The following is a 15,664-nucleotide window of genomic DNA, read 5'->3' as shown; positions in this document are numbered from 1 at the left end:
TTAAGCCAGGCGTAATAGCCACTGTGGTGGACTCGTAAAACCTTGCACATGGTGCGGATGGCATGCTCATGCTGGTGCTTTTTGATGAAGGCGTACTTTAACCGGACTCCTTGGCAAAGTACGCGGCAGCCTTTTTTAGGATGTCGCGCTCTTCGGTAACCCGCCGCAGCTCCGCCTCCAGTCTTTTAAGCTTAGCCGTTTGATCATCCCCCACTAGACGCTGCTCGGCTGGAATACCATATTTATTAATCCAGGCATACAGGCTATGGGGTGAGGTGCCCAGCCTAGCAGCCACATCTCGAACACCAAAACCCCGTTCAACTACCTGTTTGACTGCCTCTAACTTGAACTCTTCAGTAAACCGTCTTCTTGTACTCATGACACACCTCCTAATAGACTAAATATTAGGCTAGAAAGTGTCTATAGAAGTAGTAGCGATTCAGATTTCAGGAGAATCGGTGATGGACGAATTGGCTTCTCGCCACAAAAGTCGATCCAATTGCATGAGCAGTCACTCTTTTTTCTTAGGGGAGAGTTGGATGTTCCTTTCGATGGTGAGACTGTAGTTATCACCCATCATCTTCCCTCAATGCATTCTGTTGCAGAGCGTTATAAACCTGATTTGTTGTCAGCGTGTTTTGCATCAGAGTTATTGTATTTATTTGGAAAGATGTCGCTTTGGATTCATGGTCATACCCATGACTCTTGTGATTATGAAATGAACGGCACTAGAGTGGTGTGCAATCCTCGCGGCTATGTTCGCTCTAGCCATGCGGAAAATCCAGAGTTCAACCCTTCATTGATCGTTGAGGTCTGAACGACAAAAAGGGTCGGTGTCGGTAAGCTTACACTGTTATTTACAATTTAAAAGTTGTTATGTTAATATACAAAACATATGTTGTTATTGTGCATTACAATTTAAAAGTTGTATTATTAGCGAGGCTGCAGATGATTTATCAAATTCAAACCCTAGAGACCTTGAAATTATTCATTAGGGCTTTCCGAAAGCAAAAGGGGGTGACTCAGGCCGATATGGCGCAAAAGCTCGGAATTAGTCAGCAAGCTTATGCGCGTTTTGAGGGCAATCCGCAATTAGCCACTCTTGAAAGATTGTTCCTGGTCTTGCGGATCCTGGATGTCAAAATATCACTGGAACAGATTATTAAAAACTCAAAAGAAGCAAAAACCAACATGAAATCTGAGTCCAAGGAGATTTGGTAGTCATGGCAGCTCGCACAAAATCAAGAGGCCTAACCATTTGGATGAATGGTGTTCAAGTGGGCACTTGGCAAATCACAAGACAACTTGAAAGCTTCTCCTATTCTAATGAATGGATTATGCGGGCAGAAGCAAGACCCCTATCGCTATCTCTTCCTTTCTTGCCGGGTAATGCGGCGCATCAAGGCGATCCTGTTAATTATTATTTTGATAACTTATTGCCTGATAGTGACGTGATTCGTAGGAGGTTAGCGAGTCGTTATCAGGTAAAAAGTTTGGGCGCCTTTGACTTGTTATCTCAGCTTGGTCGCGATTGTGTTGGGGCTATACAGCTCCTGCCCGATGGTGAGTTGCCAGCAGAAATTTATCAAATTCAAGGTCGAGCATTGAGTAATGAGGAGATTGCAGATCATCTTCGTCGCGTCTCGTCGGATTCAGTTTTCAGGCAAGCAGAGCAAAGCAATGATTTAAGACTATCCATAGCCGGTGCGCAAGAAAAAACTGCGCTACTTAAGTGCGATGGACGTTGGCTCTTGCCTCAAGGTAGCACTCCAACTACACATATTTTGAAATTGCCCTTGGGTTTGGTTGGTCATATGCGTGCTGACATGCGCACATCGGTTGAGAATGAGTGGCTCTGCTCTAAAATTATGGCTGCATATGGTATTCCAACTGCTTCCTGTGAAATTAATTCTTTTGAGGATCAAAAAGTATTGATCATTGAGCGCTTTGACCGGAGATTAGCTGCTGATGGGCAATGGATTATGCGTCTCCCTCAGGAGGATTTTTGTCAGGCAATGGGCATATCGCCAATGAGCAAATATCAAGCGGATGGAGGTCCGAGTATCACATCTGCAATGAAGTTATTGCTGGGGTCGGTGAACGCAGAGCAAGATCGAATACATTTTTTTAAAACACAAATTATTTTTTGGATCTTAGCTGCAACTGATGGACATGGTAAAAACTTTAGCATTGCGCATCTGCCGGGCTCTCAATACCAAGCAACTCCAATTTATGACGTGTTATCAGCGCACCCAGTAATAGGTTTTGGGGCAAATCAAATGGCACCCCAAAAAGCGAAGCTAGCAATGGCTGTTCGGGGATCGTCCAACTACTACCTGCTAGATAAAATTCACTATAGACACTGGATGGCTCAGGCTCAGCAGGCAGGTCTTGGTGCTGATGTAGCACAGCAATTAATTGGCGAAGTTATTGAGATGACTGGGTTTGTCATCAACCAAGTAAGGTCGAGCATTACAGGGCCATTTCCAATGGATGTGGCGGAGTCAATTTTTATGGGTATGGAAGAGAAGGTCCAAATGTTAGCCTCCCAATTTTCAACCTAGAAAATACAAACCCCAGCAAGTTCACACTTGCTGGGGTTTTGTCTTTCTAGTAACTAGAAAAGCGTTATTGCATTACTTCTTAGCAGCTGGTGCGCTTACTGCTGCAGCAATCGCTTCTGTGTAAACCACTTTTACTTGATCGTTTACGGCGATATCTTTCATCAAGTCAGGGTTCTGAACCTTAACCTTGAAGATGTTTCCTTGTGGACCTTTTAAAGAAACGATATTTTTAGCTGCATCAATAGATTCAACAGTAGCTGTTGCAGTAACAGTTTTTGTAGTGATCATGCCTGGCTTGTCACCCTGTGGAGCAGTTGTAGTGCTGGTGCTAACTTGCTCACTAGTTGTGCCTGGATTTTTTACCTTGACCAATTCAATGGCTACAGCAAGTTCATAGACAACGTCGAAATGGTCGCCCACTTTAATTTCTGCAAAGTTCTTTACTTCAGGACCAGCAACGATAGAGGTTTCACCATCTTTGTTCTTGAGGGTAACTGTGCGTGTTGCAGCATCAATTTTAGTCACTTCGCCATCATAGATAAGCGCGGATTCTTGAGCAGCTACGCCAGCAATCGGAGCTTTTGGTTTTGTGAGGTAAAAGTAGCCGCCAACTGCGATTGCAGCAATGACGATAGCAATGATAATTTTTTTCATAATAATTTGATCCTTAAGGATGTTGAAAGAGCATCACCATTAAGTGGCGATGCGGAAATGAGTAAATACCAGTAAGTTAGCATTTGTAACTATTGTATTGCCCATATTAGAAGCTGGCAGCCAAGCCAATGGAGGTTCCGTGCACATTTTGACCAAATTGGTAGCGAAACACCACTCTGATGCGAGTAAAAATAGGATCAGATGCGCTACGATCTAGTTCAATGCCAGTACCTACAGAAGATAGGGAGTTAAATCCCAGAGCCCCTCGTAAGTCGCCCAGGAATTCGGTATGCGCCACTTCAAATACCGCTCGTAATGGCCTATCTAACAATGTAATTGGGGTTGGGATACGACTGCGAGCCCAAAGCGCCAGACTTTGCGAATCAGCTGAACCTTGAACTGCAGTAGAGGTGTCAAATGTTTGCACCGGAATATTGGTGTAACGTAGCTCTACATCAATTTCTTGATCGGGTTGGTAGTTCTCATAGTCCAGCATGACCGACCCGCCCAGACCATACGAGTTCATACGGCCGCCATTGAGGAACTGTAAGTCAACGCCTTTCTGATTTTGAATGACTCTAGATGCAATCGAAAGGTCGCTTTCTAAATGCCCCAGCATGACATTGGCAATTGGGCGGAAGCGCAATTCATTGGTGATCGGAAAATCCCAACCAATACCGCCGGTGCCTGTGATGCTGTTCCAATGAACTGGTACCGTAACGGATGTATTGGCGATTCCATCAGTAAACGTTGGGTTATATCGATTAACCGCTAAGGTCCCCTCTAAATACAGAGGAAAGTTTGCGCTAATTCGATCACCGCCTCCTAGAGAAATCATTTGCAAGTCGGAGTTATCGCCACCATTGTTACGGATCGACAACGATCCTGTTGTCACATCCGGTGTAAGTGAATAACCCGTAATCGTCATAAAAGCATCAGCGCGCTTTTTGAGATAGTTGTTAGCAGCGTTATAAAAAGCCGATTGGGCATGAGCAAAGCTAATCCCAGCGACTAATAGGGTGGCAAAGAAAAGGAGCTGGGATCTACTAAAAAGCCGCATGACACGCATTTTAGCGAATCAATACGGCGGATGTACCATAGCAAATATGAAGCTGCTCATTTCTATCTACTTCTTTATTCTGGCCGTCATTCAGATGGGGCTGTTTTTCGGTATTTATCACTATTACCGCTCCCAAAATCTCCTTAAGCCAAGCTTGTACTGGATGTCCTCGCTAATAGTGAGCGTAGCTGGTCTTTTTGTCTTTGGGGCCGGAGTTATCACAATCCAAAATATTGCCAACCCTGAATTTAATTTCACGGTAGCCAATAGCTTCTTTTATGTCGCCGCGCTTTTACAAGCACTTTTTTGTCAGTCACTCAATCGAAAAGTCTCAAGGCAGACAAAGATATTTGCCTCAGCTTCAGTCCTCATTTTTATTCCTACATTCGAATACATGCGTATTTATGGAACATTTGAGATTCGAACTCTTGTCATGGCTGGTATTGCCAGTATTTCTTATTGCTGGCAAATATATGAGTTAGCAATAAAAAGAAAATCATCACCCTCAAAGCAATTGCTTTATATGCAATGCGCAAGTTTTGCTGAGATATTTTTTGCAATTGGTCGTTTTTTAATATTATTTGCATCTGCTTTTACGATTACTCACGTTGAGCAAATTCCTCAAATACTGATTCTCTTCACCATCTCTCAATTAGTGATGAACACGCTCTCATATATTGCGATTGGTAGTTATTGGGCCGAACAAGTCGTAGTGGCCAATATCAATGCAACGACTGAAAATCAAACCACTAAAAAATTATTGCAGGAGCGAGATCTCTTGATTGCTTCGCTCTTAAAGGCCAATAAGACCGCCAGTACCGGGGCTTTGTCAGCCTCCATTGCACATGAGCTCAATCAGCCCTTGGGCGCCTCTAGTCTAAATATTCAATTTTTACAAAAGAAGTTATCTGAAGGGGAGTTAAATCCTGCGTTACAGAATGAAGTGTTGGATTCATTGTTAGCAGATAATCAGCGTGCAGCAAGTATTATTCATTCTCTCCGATCAGTATTTACTGATGAAAAGATGGCATCTACAAAAGTTGATCTTGCCGAATTAATTGACTTAGTGTTGACCATTGCCCGCCCAGAAATTGTTAAGCAGAATATTCAGATGGTTCTCAAGTTCGAGGAAGACCTGTTTATCACTGCCAATAAAGGCGAGCTTCAACAAGTACTATTGAATTTAGTGAACAACGCAATTGATGCATTGAAGTCGACTGAAAATTTAAATAAATCTATTACGATTCGAGGCGAGCACAGTAGTGCTGGTGTTCAAATATCGATCGCAGACACAGGCTCAGGAATTGATGAACAAGTGCAGGCCCACATGTTTGAGCTGCTTTCAACCACCAAGAGTTCCGGTATGGGAATTGGTCTTTGGTTATGTAAGCATATTGTGATGAGGCACGGTGGATCTATCTGGTTTGAGTCATTCCCTGGCAAAGGAACAACGTTTTTTGTTGGTTTACCTGTTGTTGCAGTCTACGCAATCTAATTTCCTGAATAGCCTAATATATTAGCTATAGGGCTAATTGCCATTGACTAGCTCAAACATATCATTGAAGTAATCAAAATACTTTTTTACTTTGGGCTTTTATGAAAATCAAACTCACACAGTTTTTGGTAGCGGCCACATTAATGACCGCTGGGTTGGCGATTGCGGCAGGGGGTGGTGGTGTGGTGGCGGATCCTGGCGCTATGCAGGGGAAGCATTTCGATCCAAAAGGTAAGGCGCCATCAAGCTATACCGTTGAACTACAAAATGGACTGCGTAAGACGCTGCCTTTCGAAGATCAGCGTGATTTTGAGGAGTCCAAAAAAGGCTTCATAGCAGCCCCTGCTTATAAAACCATCATGGCTGATGCAGGCAATGTGGCATGGGACATGGGTAGCTATGAATTCCTCCTGCAGGGGAAAGACTTTGATAGTGTGCACCCTTCATTGCAACGTCAAGCCATTCTCAATATGGGCTATGGCTTATATGAAGTTGTACCAGGAAAAATTTATCAGGTTCGTGGCTTTGACTTGGCCAATATTAGCTTCATCAAAACAGATGCTGGTTGGATAGTTTTTGATCCACTAACCGCTAAAGAGACTGCACGCGCAGCCCTAGAGCTTGTAAATGAGAAGTTGGGCAAACGTCCAGTAGTAGCAGTCGTGTACTCCCATTCGCATGGTGATCATTTTGGTGGTGTGCGTGGTGTAGTCGATGAGGCAGACGTGAAGAGCGGCAAGGTCAAGGTCATTGCGCCAGCTGGTTTTATGGATCATGCGATTGCTGAAAATGTCTACGCAGGCAATGCCATGACCCGCAGAATGTATTTCCAGTACGGTGTGTTATTGCCTCGCAGCCCATTTGGTCACGTCGACCAATCCATTGGTAAAAATACTGCTGCTGGTAATCTAGGGTTGATTGAGCCTAACGTCTATATCAATCAACCTTATGAAAAAATGACGGTGGATGGCGTGGAAATGGAATTCCAAAATACTCCAGGCACTGAAGCTCCTGCGGAGATGAATACCTATTTTCCGCAAATTAAAGCATTCTGGGCAGCAGAAAATATCACCGGCACCATTCATAACATCTACACCTTACGCGGCGCCTTAGTTCGCGACTCACTGGCATGGTCCAAGAACATTAACAACGCTTTATATCGTTATGGCACTGAGAGTGAGGTCATGTTTGCATCGCATACCTGGCCGCGCTGGGGTAATGAGCGCATACAAGAGGTGATGCGTACCCAACGCGATAGTTATGCTCATCTTCATAACGAAGTGCTCCATTTAGCAAACAATGGTGTCACTATTAATGAAATCCAGAATGTATATAAACAGCCTGAGAGTCTAAAGAAGCAGTGGGCAGCTCATAGCTATCACGGTTCCGAAGAGCACAATAGTCGTGCCGTGATAAATCGTTATCTGGGTTATTGGGACGCAAATCCAGCAACATTAGCGCCACTATCGCCAAAAGATTCGGCACCACTCTATGTAGAGATGATGGGTGGCTCAGCTAAGATCATGGCCAAGGGTAAAGAGCTTTATAAGCAGGGCAAATACCGTGAAGCGATGGAAATCGTCAATAAATTAGTCTATGCACAGCCAAACAATGCAGCCGCCAAAGATTTGCTGGCAGATATTTTTGAGCAGATTGGCTACCAAAAAGAAAGCCCAAGTATGCGCAATAGCTTCTTGGGGGCCGCTTATGAACTACGCCATGGCATGCCTTCAGGGGCGTCACCGAAATCCAATGGCCCAGACATGATTAAAGGCATGACAACCGAACTCTGGCTCAATGCTTTGGCTATCAGTATGGACAGCAAGAAAGCGGCGGACATGAACTTTGTCATTAACCTCTCTACACCAGACAATGGTGAAAAATTTGTGATTGAGATGAGCAATTCTGCTTTAACCAACATTAAAGGTCAGCAGGCCAAGAATCCAAATCTGACCATCACATTAAATCGCAGTGATCTCGAGCAGGTGATGGGCGGACAAACAACGTTTGAAAAGTTGCTAGCTGAAGGTAAGGTGAAGTTCGAAGGTGATCGCAAATCATTCGATCAACTCAAAAGCACCTTGACGGTCTTTGTGCCTGATTTTGAACTCATGCCAGGCACTAAAGGTAAGGCTGCTCCAAAACCAGCCGCTCCAGCCAAAGATCCATTCTCGGCGCAAGAGATGGCTATTACTGCTGGCGAGTAACCAGGGCAACTAAGGTAATTAGGCTCATCTAAAACTAACAAGGACTCTGCGGAGTCCTTGTTAATTATCTTTTTACTTAATCATTATGTTTATTAAGCTGCAAACTAAGGTGCAAAGGCACCACCCGCTTCAAGAGACTTTAGCTCATCACCTGCAATACCCAGCTCAGCAAGAAGCTCGCTGGTATGTTCACCCAACAAAGGAGGGTGGCGATACACCTGTTGTGGCGTGCCATTCATTTTGACGGCGAAACCAATATTGGGTACCTTGCCTTCAATAGGATGATCAATCTCCATCCGCATCTTACGATGACGGCCATGCTCGCTATCGAATGCCTCTGGGTAGGTATTGATTGGGCCTGCAGGGATGCCTGCCGTCAATAAGGTGTCTACCCATTCATCCGCAGTTTTAGAGACAAATGTTTTCTCTAGCTCAGAAGCTAGTTCTAATCGATTGGCTAAGCGCAGTGGATTGGTTTTAAAACGGGCATCTTCAAATAATTCAGGGCGTTCAATCTTGTCGCAAAGTAACTTCCAGAGTTTTTGATTGGTTGCACCCATGACAAAGTAACCATCAGCAGCTTTCATGGCCTGGTAGGGCGCGCTCATATGATTTGCTGTGCCAAGCTTATAAGGTTCAACTCCGGTACCCCAGTATTGAGCGGTATCCCAAATGGAGAATGCCAAGGCGGAATCAAAGAGTGAGGCATCTATAAACTGACCTTCACCCGTTTTGGTTTTGCCGATGTATGCCGACAATATTCCGTAGACCGCAAAGAGGGCGCAGCCAATATCAGCTACCGGAACGCCAGCTTTAACGGGAGGGCCATCTGGATAGCCTGTGACGCTCATGACGCCAGACATCGCTTGAGCCATGAGATCAAAACCAGGGCGATCTGCCCATGGACCAGTTTGACCAAAGCCAGAAATACTGGCATAGACCAAACCAGGATTGATATCTTTTAAAGAAGCGTAATCGATTCCTAGTTTTTTCATCACCCCAGGGCGATAGTTCTCCACCAAAATATCTGCAGTCTTGACCAGCTCGAAAAATACTTTCTTACCAGCATCGGTTTTGAGATTTAAGGTGAGACTACGTTTATTGCGGTTCATGTTCAGAAAGCCCATGCTATCTGAGCCTTTCATTTTGAAACCCATTGCGCCACGGGTCTGATCGCCGGCACCAGGAGGCTCAATTTTGATGACATCAGCACCAAGGTCGGCCAAGAGCATGCAGCAGTAAGGTCCGGCCATGACCTGGCTGACGTCAAGCACACGCACTCCTGAGAGAGGTAATGGCCTTGATTCATCACGAGTGCTATTTAAAGCGTCATTTATAGGTGTTTTCGTCATTGTCTCGTTGCTTCTTATATGTTTAGAATGAGCTTCTAATAGTATCAAACACAATAAAAACAATTTTGGAGACTTTATGTTGCTTAAATCGCCTCAGTGGGCTGTTCGTAGTTTGCTCGCAATTACGCTAGCCACGAGTTCTTTCTTTGCCCTTGGGCAACAAGTCTATCCCACTAAGCCCATTCGTTTAATCGTTGGATTTGCGCCTGGTGGTGGCACAGATATTGTTGCTCGAGCACTAGCCCCAAAAATGAGTGAGATTCTCGGTCAAAGCGTGATTGTGGAAAATAAATCTGGTGCGGCGGGAACAATTGCAGCCGATCAAGTTTCCAAGTCGAATCCGGATGGCTACACTTTACTAGTAGGTCACTCTAACTCCAATGCGATTGCGCCATTTGTGCTGACTAACGTTCAATACAATCCTGCAACGGATTTCACGCCCATTACTTATTTGGGATACGTTCCTAACGTTTTGGTGGTGAAAGCTTCGCTGCCTGTGAACTCAGTCTCACAATTGATTTCTCTTGCTAAAGCAAATCCAGGTCAGATGACTTATGGTTCGTCTGGTATTGGCAGTACTCAACACTTAGCAGGCGCTTTGTTTGCCAAGATTGCTGGTATCCAGCTCAATCACGTTCCTTATAAGGGTAGCGGTCAGGCCATCATTGATTTGCTGGGTGGTCAAATTACGATGAACTTTGATACCTTGCCGCCGAACTTGCAGCAAATTAAAGATGGCAGCTTGAAGGCTTTGGCTATCTCCACCCCAAAGCGATTGTCTATTCTTCCAAACGTACCTACGTTTAACGAAGTGGGTATTACAGGATTTGACGTCACTAACTGGTACTCCATCATGGGTCCAAAGGGTATGGATCCCGCAGTAGTGAACAAGATTGACCAAGCTGTTAAAGCCGCCATGGCTGATCCACAAATTAAAAAGACACTTGATTCTCAGGGCTTACAGCCTGAGGGGCCGGCAACACCTGCAGCATTTAGTTTGTTCTTGGCTGGCGAACTGGCTAAATACCAGCGTTTAGTAAAGAGTCTGAATATTAAGGCTGAATAAACTCTCTATGAGTGATTCCGAAAAAGGGGGCAATGTTGCTCAAGTCGTTTTAGAGACGCAGGGTAACATTGCCTACATTACTTTTGATCATGTTGAAGCTCGCAACGCAATGACAGTAGGGATGTATCAAAGTCTGAAGTCGATCTGTGAAGATATTGCCAAGAATCCAAAGATACGTGTAGCTATCTTGCGCGGCGCTGGCGGCAAGTCTTTTATATCCGGTAGTGATATAGCGCAATTTGCTAGCTTTCAAGCGGGGCAAGATGGCATTCGCTATGAAGAGGGTATTGATGATTACCTAGGTCCGCTTGCCACCTTGCCCATCCCAACAATTGCCGTTATCGATGCTATGGCTGTTGGGGGCGGATTAGCAATAGCCAGTTGCTGTGATTTCCGGATCTCAACTCCTGAAGCAAAGTTTGGCGTACCTATAGCCAAAACACTTGGTAACTGTTTATCTGCTGCAAATGTTGCTTGGCTAGTCGCTCATCTAGGAATCAATATTGTTAAACGTATGCTGCTTCTTGCGGAAATGATTCCTGCAAAAGAGTTGCTCCAACAAGGATATCTTTTAGCAACATACGAGCAAGAGCAGCTAGGTCAAGAAGCTGTCACTCTCGCAGAGCGACTGAGTAAGTTGGCTCCCATTACACAAAAATCTAGCAAGCTGGTATTGGCGAGATTAATTAAAAACAATCTGCCCGACTGTAGTGACCTCATCAGTGAAACCTATGGCAGCAATGATTTCCAAAACGGAGTTGCTTCATTCTTAAAGGGTAAGCCACCTATTTGGACTGGTAGCTAGCGCTCAACGCGCAGCAACTTAAGCGGTTTAATCTAAAAACAGCTCTTGAAGATTATTGAGGTAGCGCATACCTAATGAAGTGGCTTTCAGCTGGCTGGGATTCTCATCTAGCAATTGCTTATTACTAGCTTCAGCTAAGCCCTTGCTAATCACGTTTAAAGGCAGACCAGTTCTCTCGCTGAAAGTATTGGTAGCAACGCCATCTGTCAGTCTTAGGGTATTGAGCATGAATTCGAAAGGCAGATCCTTCGCTTCAAGAACTCTAGATTCAATTAATGCATTACCTTTGGTTTCCATTGCTTGCATATAGCTTTCTGGATGGCGTTCCCTTACTTGACGAGTAATTTTGTCCGGAAAAGAAATTTTCCCATGAGCCCCTGCGCCAATACCAATGTAATCACCAAAGCGCCAGTAATTCAGATTGTGTTTGCACTCTTGGTTTTTCTGCGCATAGGCAGAAACTTCATAACGCACGTAGCCTGCCTTAGTAAGCAAATCTAAATTCTGCTCAAAGATAGCGTCTACTTCATCATCGCTAGGTAATTGCGGAGGAAAGTTTGCAAAGTAGGTATTCGGTTCTAGCGTGAGATTGTAAAAAGACAGGTGGGGCGTTTTAAAAGAAAGGGCTGTCTCAATATCTGCCTTAGCTAACCCTAAAGTCTGCTTTGGGAGTCCGTACATCAAATCCAGATTCACCGATTTGAAGTGTTTCAGGGCAATTGCTATTGCGCGCTTGGCTTCCTCGCCATTGTGTATACGCCCCAGGGCTTTGAGCTGTTCATCCTGAAAGCTCTGAACTCCGATCGATACTCGATTAATGCCTGCCTTTGCAAATCCTGCAAATTTATCGGCCTCAATGGATCCTGGATTTGCCTCCATCGTAATTTCAGCATCGGGCTCAAGGTTCACTCGAGCGCGAACGGCACAAAGCAGTTGATCCATGCCTTCGGCAGATAGCAGGCTTGGCGTTCCGCCACCAATAAAGATGCTGTGGACTTGACGCCCCCAAATATTAGGAAGTTCGGTTTCTAGGTCAGCAATTAGTGCATTGATATAACGCTGTTCGTCAAACCCAGCCTTACTAATACCCTCTTTAATTTGATGCGAATTGAAATCGCAATAGGGACATTTCTTTTCGCACCAAGGAAAGTGAATATACAAAGCCAAAGGTGGCAATGCAGTCAGCGTTACTTTGGTGAGGCTTGAATTAAGCACGGCTTTTGAGTTGTGCAATCAGTTCACGTAGTGCTTGACCGCGATGACTGATTGAATTCTTTTTTTCTGGCTCTAGCTCAGCAGCAGTACATTGTTGCTCGGGCAAAAAGAAGTGGGGGTCATACCCAAAACCATTGTTACCAGATGCATGATCAATAATTTGCCCATACCAACGTGCTTGAACAATGATGGGTTCAGGATCATTTGCGCTATTTACGAAAACCAATGCGCACATATAATGCGCGCCTCGATCTGCCTGATCTTTTAAATCTTGAATGAGTTTTCGATTGTTCGCAGCATCATCACCTTGCTCACCCGCAAAGCGAGCCGATAAAACGCCAGGCTGGCCATTTAGAGCATGAGCACAAATTCCGGAGTCATCAGCTAATGCCGGTAAGCCTGACGCAGCGCTTGCATGCCTTGCCTTAGCAAGGGCATTTTCAACAAATGTGAAGTGAGGCTCTTCAGCAGAAGGTATGCCTAATTCACCCTGGGGAATCACTTGAAAGTTTAAGGGCACCAATAGCGCCTCAAACTCTTTGACCTTGCCGGTATTATTGGATGCGAGAACGAGCTTTTGCATGTCGATCTTTATTTCAATGCATCGCTTTGCATTTGGGTGAGCTCTTGAATGCCTTGCTCGGCCAGATCCAGGAGTGCATTGAGCTCCGCCCTTGAGAAAGCGGCGCCTTCTGCTGTGCCTTGAACTTCAATCATTCCGCCTTTGCCGGTCATGACCACATTCATATCGGTATCGCAAGAAGAGTCTTCTGGGTAATCCAAGTCCAACACTGGAACACCTTGATAAATACCAACGGAAATTGCAGCAACGCTATCAATAATGGGGTCCTTGCTGAGGACGCCACTTTTAAGAAGTTGGTTTACTGCATCACGAGCCGCAACATAGGCGCCAGTAATAGATGCAGTACGTGTTCCACCATCAGCCTGCAGCACGTCGCAATCGAGGTGAATAGTTCTCTCACCCAATACTTTTAAATCAAATACGCTACGCATGGCACGGCCAATGAGGCGTTGAATTTCTTGGGTACGACCAGATTGTTTGCCGCGGGCAGCTTCACGATCGCTGCGGGTATGGGTGGAGCGGGGCAGCATGCCGTATTCAGCAGTAACCCAACCTTCGCCAGAACCTTTCTTATGTGGAGGTACCTTTTCGAGGATGCTGGCGGTACACAGCACCTTGGTATCACCAAAGGCGATCAATACTGAGCCTTCAGCATGCTTAGTAAAGGCCCTAGAGATGGTTACTGGGCGCAAATCGGTGGGCTTACGGCTGCTAGGGCGGGCAATATTGGCTGGGTTTGCTGTACTCATGGAAAAGGGGTCCTGTGGGGTTAGGGTCTGGATCGGGTCTAGTTCAATAATGAATCTACAATGTCCATATGATATCGAGCATGACTGGTTATGGCAGCGCTTCTCGCCAAGTCTCCCTAGGAGCTGGTGTAGTTGCTGATCTGCAGGTGGAATGTCGGGCTGTTAACAGCCGCTTTCTGGATCTAGGATTTCGTCTTCCGGACGAGTGTCGTGGGGCAGAGCCTGCCTTGCGAGAGCTGGCCACCCAAAGCCTATCGCGCGGAAAAGTCGAGTTTAGGGCGGCATGGCGGGTCAATAGCGCAGCTGCAGGAGCAGCTAAAAGCAATCCTCATGCCCTAGGCGCCATTAATAAAGACCGTTTGGATGCTTTGTATACCCTGCAAGAAAAAGCCCAAGAAGCTTTTCCAAAAGCACAGGAATTGAGTATTTCTGAAGTGTTGCGTTGGCCTGGCATTGTTTCCGAGCCTCGGGGTGAAGAGGATGGTTGGATCACTGCCACTGTCGAGGCTGGGCGCGCAGCCCTAGCAGCCCTCATGGAGAGTCGTCATGCCGAGGGTAAGGCCTTGGTTGGTGTACTTACCAGTATCACTGGCAAGATGCGCGATATCGTTAAAGTAATTGAGCCTAAAGTTCCTGAGTATGTAGCCCAGTACCAAGAAAAGCTCACTGAGCGTCTCGCTGAAGCGCTAGCTGCTCAAGAACAAGCCAAGGCGGGCGCTGAACTGATGGAGCGTATTCGTCAAGAGGTTGTGCTCTATGCAGTGCGCATCGATGTGGCTGAAGAGTTTGCGCGCTTAAAGACCCATCTTCAGGCAGTAGATAACGCACTTGCAGGCAAAGGCCCTGTTGGTAAGCGTTTAGATTTTTTGATGCAAGAACTGAATCGCGAAGCCAACACCCTAAGTTCTAAGTCTGTATCAGAAGAGTGCACACAAGCAGCTCTAGAGCTCAAGTTGTTTATTGAGCAAATGCGTGAGCAAGTTCAAAACCTCGAGTAATCCATATTATTGATTTATGACTAACTCCACTCCGACACCATCCTACCAAGGCAGTATGTTGATGATTGTTGCGCCCTCAGGCGCAGGTAAATCCTCTTTAGTAAATGCCTTACTTAAAGACGAAGCCGGATTGAAGTTATCTTTATCAACTACCACGCGAGCACCGCGACCTGGTGAATTAGATGGCAAGGATTACCGCTTTCTGACAAAAGAAGATTTTTTGCAAGAACGTGATCAAGGACATTTTTTAGAGTGGGCAGAAGTCCATGGTCATTTTTATGGGACTTCAAAGCCTTGGATTGAATCTCAAATGCATGCTGGCAGCGATGTCATGTTGGAGATTGATTGGCAGGGCGCTCAACAAATTCGGAAGTTAATACCTTCTGTGCAGTGGATCTTTATCTTCCCGCCTTCCATAGAGGCTTTAGAAGAGCGTCTACGTAAGCGTGGTCAGGACGATGAAGCAACGATACAACGCCGCTTGGCAGCTGTCCATGTAGAGCTTTTGCATGCTCATGAGGCAGATTACATTGTGGTGAACGATTCTTTTGACCAGGCTTTGGTCGATTTAAAGCACATATTGGCTTCCAGCCGTCTGCGCTCTGGCCCCAGTATGGCCAGAAATCCAGCGCTTTTGAAGCGCCTCGGGGTCTAATCAGTTATCCTATAGGTATTGAAGCTAAATTAAGTGAGTCCAGCATGGCGCGTATTACTGTAGAAGATTGCCTTAAAACTATCCCAAACCGTTTTGAACTGGTTTTGGCTGCGACATATCGTGCTCGCCAATTAGTACAAGGTCACTCCCCACGCGTTGAGTCCAGAGATAAAGCTACCGTAGTTGCATTACGTGAAGTAGCTGCTGGTGTGACTGACCGTGACATGTTGACCAAAGTACCTCTGTAATAAAGGAGTTCCG

Annotated in this window: 16 protein-coding genes and 1 pseudogene; 10 read left to right on the top strand and 7 right to left on the bottom strand. The window is 45.5% G+C overall.

Annotated elements, in window-relative coordinates; all coding sequences use genetic code 11:
* A pseudogene (locus VC188_RS07400) lies at positions 1-379 on the bottom strand (transposase); the annotation flags it as partial.
* Between the two features lie 156 nt (positions 380-535).
* On the opposite strand from VC188_RS07400, the gene VC188_RS07395 reads away from it, so the two are divergent.
* From VC188_RS07395 to VC188_RS07385, 3 genes are all read left to right on the top strand, one after another.
* Entirely contained in the window at positions 536-817 is a 282-nt protein-coding gene (locus VC188_RS07395) for a hypothetical protein (protein WP_323483518.1), read from the top strand.
* A gap of 131 nt (positions 818-948) precedes the next feature.
* Positions 949-1,221 carry a helix-turn-helix domain-containing protein gene (locus VC188_RS07390; RefSeq protein ID WP_215319935.1) on the top strand — a complete coding sequence of 91 codons (273 nt, stop codon included), beginning with the start codon at positions 949-951 and terminating at the stop codon, positions 1,219-1,221.
* A gap of 2 nt (positions 1,222-1,223) precedes the next feature.
* Positions 1,224-2,564: a type II toxin-antitoxin system HipA family toxin gene (locus VC188_RS07385; protein ID WP_323483517.1), complete on the top strand. Its 1,341-nt coding sequence runs from the start codon at positions 1,224-1,226 to the stop codon at positions 2,562-2,564.
* Positions 2,565-2,636: 72 nt separating this feature from the next.
* On the opposite strand, the gene VC188_RS07380 is transcribed toward VC188_RS07385, so the two are convergent.
* Positions 2,637-3,218, bottom strand: coding sequence for a hypothetical protein (locus VC188_RS07380; RefSeq protein WP_323483516.1), 582 nt, complete (start codon positions 3,216-3,218; stop codon positions 2,637-2,639).
* A gap of 106 nt (positions 3,219-3,324) precedes the next feature.
* On the bottom strand, positions 3,325-4,278 hold the full coding sequence (locus VC188_RS07375) for a hypothetical protein (protein ID WP_323483515.1): 954 nt from the start codon (positions 4,276-4,278) through the stop codon (positions 3,325-3,327).
* On the opposite strand from VC188_RS07375, the gene VC188_RS07370 reads away from it, so the two are divergent.
* The gene (locus VC188_RS07370; protein ID WP_323483514.1) at positions 4,277-5,773 is read left to right on the top strand and encodes a HAMP domain-containing sensor histidine kinase; all 1,497 of its coding nucleotides are present in this window, start codon (positions 4,277-4,279) and stop codon (positions 5,771-5,773) included. The genes VC188_RS07375 and VC188_RS07370 overlap by 2 nt on opposite strands.
* 101 nt (positions 5,774-5,874) lie before the next feature.
* A complete protein-coding gene (locus VC188_RS07365; protein ID WP_323483513.1) occupies positions 5,875-7,980 on the top strand; it encodes an alkyl/aryl-sulfatase in 2,106 nt (701 codons plus the stop codon).
* A gap of 104 nt (positions 7,981-8,084) precedes the next feature.
* On the opposite strand, the gene VC188_RS07360 is transcribed toward VC188_RS07365, so the two are convergent.
* Positions 8,085-9,332, bottom strand: coding sequence for a CoA transferase (locus VC188_RS07360; RefSeq protein WP_323483512.1), 1,248 nt, complete (start codon positions 9,330-9,332; stop codon positions 8,085-8,087).
* A gap of 76 nt (positions 9,333-9,408) precedes the next feature.
* Between VC188_RS07360 and VC188_RS07355 the strand changes: the two genes are divergently transcribed.
* Entirely contained in the window at positions 9,409-10,398 is a 990-nt protein-coding gene (locus VC188_RS07355; protein WP_323483511.1) for a tripartite tricarboxylate transporter substrate binding protein, read from the top strand.
* A gap of 7 nt (positions 10,399-10,405) precedes the next feature.
* Positions 10,406-11,203, top strand: a complete 798-nt coding sequence (locus tag VC188_RS07350) for an enoyl-CoA hydratase/isomerase family protein (protein ID WP_323483510.1) — start codon at positions 10,406-10,408, stop codon at positions 11,201-11,203.
* Between the two features lie 27 nt (positions 11,204-11,230).
* Here VC188_RS07350 and hemW read toward each other — a convergent pair whose 3' ends face one another.
* Genes hemW through rph form a run of 3 tightly spaced genes read right to left on the bottom strand, consistent with a single transcriptional unit; the run spans position 11,231 to position 13,750 of the window.
* Positions 11,231-12,418 (bottom strand): radical SAM family heme chaperone HemW, encoded by a 1,188-nt coding sequence (gene hemW, locus VC188_RS07345; protein WP_323483509.1) that lies wholly within the window; start codon positions 12,416-12,418, stop codon positions 11,231-11,233.
* Positions 12,411-13,001, bottom strand: a complete 591-nt coding sequence (gene rdgB / locus VC188_RS07340) for an RdgB/HAM1 family non-canonical purine NTP pyrophosphatase (protein WP_323483508.1) — start codon at positions 12,999-13,001, stop codon at positions 12,411-12,413. Before rdgB ends, hemW begins: the two co-directional genes overlap by 8 nt.
* An 8-nt stretch (positions 13,002-13,009) precedes the next feature.
* Positions 13,010-13,750 (bottom strand): ribonuclease PH, encoded by a 741-nt coding sequence (rph, locus tag VC188_RS07335; protein WP_323483507.1) that lies wholly within the window; start codon positions 13,748-13,750, stop codon positions 13,010-13,012.
* 68 nt (positions 13,751-13,818) lie between these two features.
* Here rph and VC188_RS07330 point away from each other — a divergent pair, with 68 nt between their 5' ends.
* From VC188_RS07330 to rpoZ, 3 genes are read left to right on the top strand one after another with little or no spacing between them, the layout of a single operon-like run.
* Complete coding sequence (locus VC188_RS07330; protein ID WP_323483506.1) at positions 13,819-14,748, top strand: YicC/YloC family endoribonuclease; 930 nt, start codon at positions 13,819-13,821, stop codon at positions 14,746-14,748.
* A 16-nt stretch (positions 14,749-14,764) separates the two neighbouring features.
* Positions 14,765-15,403: a guanylate kinase gene (gene gmk / locus VC188_RS07325; protein ID WP_323483505.1), complete on the top strand. Its 639-nt coding sequence runs from the start codon at positions 14,765-14,767 to the stop codon at positions 15,401-15,403.
* Positions 15,404-15,447: 44 nt separating this feature from the next.
* Positions 15,448-15,651 (top strand): DNA-directed RNA polymerase subunit omega, encoded by a 204-nt coding sequence (rpoZ, locus tag VC188_RS07320; RefSeq protein WP_011902918.1) that lies wholly within the window; start codon positions 15,448-15,450, stop codon positions 15,649-15,651.
* Positions 15,652-15,664: the final 13 nt, after the last annotated feature.

This window comes from Polynucleobacter sp. MG-28-Ekke-A2 (genome assembly GCF_035012985.1).
GTDB lineage: Bacteria > Pseudomonadota > Gammaproteobacteria > Burkholderiales > Burkholderiaceae > Polynucleobacter.
The sequence above is the reverse complement of the archived record's forward strand: the minus strand, read 5'-3'. Positions and strand labels throughout refer to the sequence as shown.

Coding starts and splice junctions, on each gene's coding strand:
- VC188_RS07390 (WP_215319935.1), top strand. CDS start 949: ATGATTTATCAAATTCAAACCCTAGAGACCTTGAAATTATTCATTAGG.
- VC188_RS07385 (WP_323483517.1), top strand. CDS start 1,224: ATGGCAGCTCGCACAAAATCAAGAGGCCTAACCATTTGGATGAATGGT.
- VC188_RS07380 (WP_323483516.1), bottom strand. CDS start 3,218: ATGAAAAAAATTATCATTGCTATCGTCATTGCTGCAATCGCAGTTGGC.
- VC188_RS07370 (WP_323483514.1), top strand. CDS start 4,277: ATGACACGCATTTTAGCGAATCAATACGGCGGATGTACCATAGCAAAT.
- VC188_RS07375 (WP_323483515.1), bottom strand. CDS start 4,278: ATGCGGCTTTTTAGTAGATCCCAGCTCCTTTTCTTTGCCACCCTATTA.
- VC188_RS07365 (WP_323483513.1), top strand. CDS start 5,875: ATGAAAATCAAACTCACACAGTTTTTGGTAGCGGCCACATTAATGACC.
- VC188_RS07360 (WP_323483512.1), bottom strand. CDS start 9,332: ATGACGAAAACACCTATAAATGACGCTTTAAATAGCACTCGTGATGAA.
- VC188_RS07355 (WP_323483511.1), top strand. CDS start 9,409: ATGTTGCTTAAATCGCCTCAGTGGGCTGTTCGTAGTTTGCTCGCAATT.
- VC188_RS07350 (WP_323483510.1), top strand. CDS start 10,406: ATGAGTGATTCCGAAAAAGGGGGCAATGTTGCTCAAGTCGTTTTAGAG.
- rdgB (WP_323483508.1), bottom strand. CDS start 13,001: ATGCAAAAGCTCGTTCTCGCATCCAATAATACCGGCAAGGTCAAAGAG.
- rph (WP_323483507.1), bottom strand. CDS start 13,750: ATGAGTACAGCAAACCCAGCCAATATTGCCCGCCCTAGCAGCCGTAAG.
- VC188_RS07330 (WP_323483506.1), top strand. CDS start 13,819: ATGATATCGAGCATGACTGGTTATGGCAGCGCTTCTCGCCAAGTCTCC.
- gmk (WP_323483505.1), top strand. CDS start 14,765: ATGACTAACTCCACTCCGACACCATCCTACCAAGGCAGTATGTTGATG.
- rpoZ (WP_011902918.1), top strand. CDS start 15,448: ATGGCGCGTATTACTGTAGAAGATTGCCTTAAAACTATCCCAAACCGT.